The organism is Algoriphagus hitonicola (assembly GCF_900113375.1).
In the GTDB taxonomy this organism is placed as follows: Bacteria; Bacteroidota; Bacteroidia; order Cytophagales; family Cyclobacteriaceae; genus Algoriphagus; species Algoriphagus hitonicola.
Genome location: NZ_FOPC01000023.1, coordinates 1 through 6,893, shown reverse-complemented (window position 1 = coordinate 6,893; position 6,893 = coordinate 1). Strand labels below are relative to the sequence as shown.

The window sequence follows — 6,893 nt, the reverse complement described above, 5'->3', positions numbered from 1 at the left end:
TGCTCTTGGTGTCCTTGGAGTCCTTGATGGTTAAAAAATAGTTCCTTGGGGTTCTTTATGTGAAATAGGTAAATCCTATAAAAATTATATAATTCATTCTACCCAATTTAGCTTCTTCCATACATGCTGAAAACTGCCACTCTCTAATCCGGAAATTTCAGCATTTAGACATAAGCCTTCTTTCTTTCACCTACACCCCAAAAATCTTGATTCCCTGGATATCACCCGGGTCTTTGGGTAGGATTTCCACCTCCACTTTTCGCTGAACTTTCTCGTAGGTTTTGTCCCGAATAAAATCCAAGTATTCCACATCCAGATTTTGGCCGATTAAGACCATGTGAACTGTCCCGGAGTCAATTCCTTTGGCATAATCCCCAATAATATAGGCCGTTTCCACCGCTCCCATGCGCTTGACAATTTTTTCCATGAGTTCATCCAAGCCGAGAAACTTAGACACCATATTGGTGATTTCCGTGAAAAAAGGGTGTTTCTGATTAGCCTTATAGACCTTGGTTTTTCCTTCATCTTCGGCGACTAAGAGCCCTGCATCCGTAAGTCGGTTGAGTTCGATCCGAACCGAATTGGTGGATTCATCAAATTCCTTGGCCAGGGAACGGAGATAGCCTGAATTTCGATGCGAAAAAAACTTCAAAAGGAGTTTGATGCGGGTTTTGGAAGTAACGAGAGATTCTAACACCGGGAAAGGTTTTATAGCAAAAGGACCTGAGGGTTCTTTTCACATTTGATTGAGTAATAAATTTACTCGGTTTGTTGAAAATCTTGCAAGGGATTGGGAGAAAAATGAAGTAAGGATAGAAAATTACTTTTATTCAAATGGACAAAGCTCCAAGACTTTTCCCCTCAAGTAATGATTTTTATAGGTAGACCAATGGATAAAAACCGCCGGAAACTAGAGGCTAAAAAAATCGGACATTTTGGAATTTTGTGCTAAGTCGGATAATTATTGTATTAAAATGACAAAATAGAAGTATTGATTTTATCTAACATTATATTTGAAAAGTTTAAAAATGTGGAAAACTTTTCATGCTTTACTATAAAAAATACCCAGTACAGGGTATTTTTTTTTAATCTTCCTCTGCTACCTTTGATACGGGTGATTAAGCAACTTTTCTCATAGTTTTTCAACAACCAAATAAGGAAGTTTTTCTCCACACTTTTTGAACCTTATTTACCTTGGCCTAAAAGCCAAAAAGGGCCTCAGGAGAATATCCTTGAGGCCCTTCATTTTTGATAAAGTTTTGTGGTTTTGTTTTGGATCGCCAAAGGGTGGCGCACATCCTGAATCAAAGCAGTTTCTTGGCTATAGAAAACTATTAGGAAGGATTTGCCTATCCAATTTTGTCGACCTCCTCGGCACTGCGAGGCTGGTTTCCGGCGGATCCTCGGGCCGAGGTGGGGGTCTTGTCTTATCACCGAACCCCGCATTCCGCTCGTCGTTCCGCCTCGCTCATACGGGGTTATGAATAGTATCGCTCCTTCGGAGCTGCGTTTCTATTGAAAAAAGGAACCTAATCTGCGAGATCTGCGGTTTTTTCTGCGACAATCTGCGGGAAAAATTTACCTATCCAATTTTGTCGACCTACTCGGCACTGCGAGGCGGGTATCCGGCGGATCCTCGGGCCGAGGTGGGGATCTCTCGTCATGACCTTACCCCGCATTTCGCTCGTCGTTCCGACTCGCTCATACGGGGCTAATCAACATTAGACCCCTTTGGGGTCATTATTTATGATTAAAGTTATCTAGTAAAACACTTCGAAATTCATCATTTTTCATTCGAAATTCGATATTTTTTTCAAAGGTCAGACATCACCAATCTCCAAACTTCCCATCGATTCGACAGTTCCCCAATTCATCAATAATCATTGCCACTTGAAAATTGCTCATTGAATTTGCCCATTGAACATTGTCATCCTCCTCGGCACTGCGAGGCTGGTTTCCGGCGGATCCTCGGGCCGAGGTGGGGACTTATGGGCATACTTAATCCTAGGGTTGAAACCCGGGGCAATTAAATCTTTCATACCTGCCTACAGAACTTGAAGAAAAATCTACCTTGGTCTTTTGCCGCCTTGAGTTTCCTGGTCTCAGGCGGGCTTTGGTAAACCTTGAACAATTAATCCATCGACCAATCAATAAAACCGTACTTCACACTCGGGATTGATTCCTTTGAAGCGATCTACTGCCCTACTGCTGAGGCGGGTATTGAAGCAGGTTAATTTTCTGAGGTTCTCTAATCCCTCAATGGGTCTCAAAGACCGCAAATTGGTGCTCGCTACATCCAGTTCTTCCAAATAGGTCAAGGTCTCTAAGCCCCTCAATACCCGCAGGTTTGTTCCTGAAATATTGAGGTATTTCAGTTCGACCAAGTTTGAAAGCGCGGTGAGGTCTTCGATTCCCGTATTGGAAATATCCAGTCGCTCCAAATTAAACAGAGCGCTTAGGGGTAGAAAATCCGTGATTGGCGCTTGGGAAAGACGGAGCTCGGTAAGATGAACCATTTCCGAAATTGCTCCAATATTAAATATGGGAGAATCAAATATGGATAGCTTCCTCAGATTTACAAAAGCAGTAATCGGGCTAAGATCCTCGATATTGACCCGCTCAAAAATCAACTCAGACTTTGCTGTCAAATTATGCAATTGCTCAGTGGATGGGTTTTCGGTCAGGCTAAATTGCCTTCTCAAGAGCTCTTTCCAATCCGCACTGATTCCTTCCCACCAATTTTCAAGTTCCTCCACCCGATAGACCAAGGTCAGTTCAGATTTTTTGATCATAAGATCAGGAACTTCCTCTTCGAAAAAGTCCGCACCATCCACCTGTAGATATTCCAGATTGGGGAGGTCAATCACCGGCAAGATACTTTCCACCGGACTATTGCTCATTCTGATTTCCCGGAGCGATTCATTTCCCCGGATCGGGTTCAAATCCTTTACCTGAGTATTATTTCCGTTGATTTCGACCAGCGTTTTTACTTCCGAAAGCGGCAGGAGGTCCCCAATGGGATTGTCTGAGAAGTCCAGTTTTTCAAGCTTGACAAATCGGGTCAAGGGATTGAGACTTTCTATTTCAGTACCACTCAAATCCAAGGATTCCAATCCTATCGTCTCGGTGAGAATTTCCACATTGGGCAAATCGGAAGTGATGGCCGCATTTGCTTTTTTCAAAGCCGCTTTCCACTCCTCAGACAAGCCTGACCACCAAGATTCCAAATCCTTCACATGATGAATCAGTAGCACATCAGGGTTGGTTCGGCTAAAATCATCAGCCGCAAAAACCGAAAGTCTAGTTTCGTCCGCGAGTATCTTGACAAGAGATTCCTTATTGTTCAGTACAGCAATATCAGAGATTTCTGTACTGGTCAAATCCAACTCTTCCAAGGAATCCAAATCAGCCAAAGGACTAAGGTCTTGAATATTGGTCTGTGAAAGGTTAAGCTTTTTAAGGGATTTGAGTGAACCCAAGTGATCAAAATTCACAATGTAATTTCTACTTAAATCCAGTTGCTCCAATTGATTGAGCTTTTGGATATTCTCCGCATTGTTAAATCCGCTTTCTGCAAGATTCAGATTTTTCAGGCTTTCGAAGTCATTGAGCACAGCAAAACTAAAAATCGGAGTTTTTTCGCCGTTGAGACTTTCCAGTTTCTTGAGATTTTCCAAATCAGAAATATCCTCAATTTGGGTATTTGAAATATCCAGGTGTTTCAGTCGATCCGAATATTTAATAAACTGAATATCCTTGGTAGGAGTATTGGATACGTCGAGGTATTCCAAAAACGTCACATTTGAGATCGGTCCCAGTTTGGTGATTTTGGTATCGCTTAGATCCACATAGCGGAGATCTCTCAGCGCTTCCATAGGACTAAGATCGAGCAAAGAATCCGTGCCGGAAATATCGAGGGAATCCACGGAAACGAATTTATACAGCAAATCCAAGTCCACAGAATCAACCGGATCCAGATCAAAACGCTCTTGGAAATAGGCTTTCCAATGCGGATTAAGGATTTCCCACCATTCCAAAAGTTCCTCATCGCGGCTGAGTTTGGTGGTGTACATGCTGACGATTTTGAGTTCTTGGCTGGCTTCTTCCAGGTTGACCTCTACAAAGCGAGGTTTGGTATTGGTTGATTTCTTTCCGTCTTTCCCTACGGATTCGATGGTTCGGTCCAAAGAAACCAAAAAGTAGACATCTCCATTTTCCTTTTGTGCGGGTTTGACCTCTCTTATTCTGTATTCGAATACAGCATCCTCAAAGAAAAACTCAATGTCTTTCATGTAGGCGGTCACATTTTTATTGGTTACGACCTTACGGTCAAAAAGCAAATCGTCTTCTACCTGTACTTCGGCATCTCGGAAAATCTTAAGGTAGCTTTCTCGAATGATGACATCTTTATCTCGGGCGGGAGTTTCCGAGGAACCGATGGTATTGAATAGGTATTCCAAAAATCGGATTTGATCTTCCACTTTCGCAGAAAAATCCGCAATTTCTTCATCGCTGTATCCTTTGATGGTTTGAGCGAAAGAAGTATTCCCCCCTATCAAAAGGAGGATTAAAGCCAGAAAAAAAAGCTTACTTCTGATCATAAATGTAATTTTGTATCGATTCCTTATCCCCCGGCTTGAGTTTGACCAAACTGGAAATTAACCAGCCGGTATTGAAACCCGGTCTATTGAACTGACTGACTTCGAAATACCATCCTTCGACTTGAAAGAAATGGAACTTCACATCGGTCACGGTGGCGAATCGGATATTGTTCTGCTTCATCTCATACAAAAACAGTGTCAAAAAATCCGGTTCGAAGGAAGATCGTGTAAAAGATTCCGGAAGATCGGAGTCTTCGAAGGCTCTTCGGAGGTTCATAAACCCGAGTTCGTGGGATAAAGGATGCAAAAAATCCTTGTCATCTCCCTCAGGTTTATTGAATAAATTTTTGAATGGGGGAAAGCTCACCGCATCGATGATCCATTCGTATCCTAATCCCTGGGGTTGAAGTTTGAAAATAATACTGGCCCGTTCTCTTTTTCCTTTAAAAAAGAAATCGGCCTGCACTTCAGAAAACCATCCCTCCTGGTGAAACCGGATGTACTGGGGATAGGTGTCGGAAAGCACATCATCAATGAATTGATTTTTTAGATTATCGGGAATACCACTGGTTTCCTTATCAAAAATAACCTCAAAAAAACCCTTTCTTAAGTCAGGGTTTCGATAAAGGTCGTCACCGGGATTGTATCGGGTATTCCCATCAACGGATTCCTCTGCATTGAATCTTCTAAAAAACTGATTGAGTTGTTTGGTAGATGCGGCTAATCTTCCGTCATCTTTAATTGTCCCCGACGCAGAGCCGAGGCCCTGCGCGGAAACAAAGGTACTGATGGCGAACAAGAAGATCGCCATAAAGCTGATGATTAATCTCATGCGGAGGTTTCAGTCACTCGGACATCGCCTAGCATCACGTCCCAGAACTCGATGGTTCTACCGGCAATTTGAGTTTGTTTTTTCTCTACGTAAATGGTGATGTCTTTTTTGGTGGTATCCTTGTAATTCATCCCGGTCTCGATGGAAGTTCCCTCAAAACGCTGATAGATGGTAATCACCCCTACATAACGTCCGTCAGGCTGTCTTTCCAAGTCGGAAATGTACTGAATATCATACCAAGTGATATTAACCCGATCGTAGTTAAGCGCCATCAACCGCTCAAAGTATCTGCGAACTTTGTAATACGCGATTTCGCTGGTATTGATACTGGAGACGCCCATTTCTGCATCCGGAGCGAAAAGCTCTTCAGCACGATCCATCACCCGATTAGCTTCAGAAAACTGGGTTTCTTTGCTCCCAATGATGGCGATGTATTTGGAAAGATCCTTTACTTTTTCGAGAGCCAAGGAATCGATGGCTTGTTTTCTTGCAGGGCTGATATCATCCGACTGTGCGAACACGGTCAGAGAAGATGCAAGGAAAAGGCCCAAAAACAGAATAAATGTATTTTTCATTTTAAGGTGATTTTCTAGTTGAAATTATTTTCTTCTCAATTCGAGTTCGGACACTTTACCGTTTGCATCCAGACGGATATCACTGATAAAGTTGAGATTCTTTTTGGTGTCCTTGAGGTATTCGAGGTATTTGCGGATGGTCGTAGGCTCATCATAGTCTTTGATTCCATTTTCCTCGTGAATGACAATCAGTACCGGGGTATCCTGATTAGAAAACATTGCCAAGGTTTGCTCGATGGATTGATTGGCCAAAGCCGGGCTGGAAGCGGAGGTCAAAGAATTGAATGAAGATTCGAGTTTTTCGACTGCTACTTCTTCTGCTGTGGGTTCCGGTGCTTCTGCTGGTGCTGGAGTTTCTTCTACTCGCTCGACAGGAGCTGGCTCGGGTTCAGGCTGTGCTGCTTTCTTTTTTGACTTACAAGCACCCATGGCGAGCAATGCGACCATAGCGATCATCAGGGAGCGATTAAGCGAAAATGAGATCAACTTTTGTTTCATTTTTGGGAGGATTAAGATTTTGTTTGGTTTTGGCTCAGGAAAACTGGGTTTTCGGCAGCCGATCTGAATTACGGGACAAAGTAAATAAAAACAGATGATTAACCTGCAAACCATATTCCAAAAAGAAATATCCTTTTGCTAATATTTGTGAATTGGATTTAAACGGTAGCAAGGCGAGGTTTTTTGTTTGGCAATTATGAGAAATGAATATGGGGCTGTGGGACCAATGACCGACCATCTAGCTATTTTTGATTTACGATCAATCGGGGAATTGTCGAATTGGGGAACTGATGAACTGTTTAACTGGATAGGTTGAAGATTAAAGTCTCGTTTTCGGATTGTTAAGGGTTAATGATTAATTCGTGCTGAAATGAAAACTGCGACTGC

Annotated in this window: 5 protein-coding genes; all 5 read right to left on the bottom strand. The window is 42.5% G+C overall.

Annotation, left to right across the window (positions count from 1 at the left end; genetic code table 11):
- Nucleotides 1–190 precede the first annotated feature (190 nt).
- Nucleotides 191–697 (bottom strand): winged helix-turn-helix domain-containing protein, encoded by a 507-nt coding sequence (locus BM043_RS19025; RefSeq protein WP_092794787.1) that lies wholly within the window; start codon nucleotides 695–697, stop codon nucleotides 191–193.
- 1,450 nt (nucleotides 698–2,147) lie between these two features.
- Nucleotides 2,148–4,601 carry a leucine-rich repeat domain-containing protein gene (locus tag BM043_RS19015; protein ID WP_092794782.1) on the bottom strand — a complete coding sequence of 818 codons (2,454 nt, stop codon included), beginning with the start codon at nucleotides 4,599–4,601 and terminating at the stop codon, nucleotides 2,148–2,150.
- Nucleotides 4,588–5,433, bottom strand: coding sequence for a hypothetical protein (locus BM043_RS19010; RefSeq protein ID WP_092794780.1), 846 nt, complete (start codon nucleotides 5,431–5,433; stop codon nucleotides 4,588–4,590). The genes BM043_RS19015 and BM043_RS19010 overlap by 14 nt, the downstream gene beginning before the upstream one ends.
- Nucleotides 5,430–6,008 (bottom strand): hypothetical protein, encoded by a 579-nt coding sequence (locus BM043_RS19005; protein ID WP_092794777.1) that lies wholly within the window; start codon nucleotides 6,006–6,008, stop codon nucleotides 5,430–5,432. The genes BM043_RS19010 and BM043_RS19005 overlap by 4 nt, the downstream gene beginning before the upstream one ends.
- Before the next feature lie 24 nt (nucleotides 6,009–6,032).
- On the bottom strand, nucleotides 6,033–6,506 hold the full coding sequence (locus BM043_RS19000) for a nucleoid-structuring protein H-NS (RefSeq protein WP_092794816.1): 474 nt from the start codon (nucleotides 6,504–6,506) through the stop codon (nucleotides 6,033–6,035).
- Nucleotides 6,507–6,893: the final 387 nt, after the last annotated feature.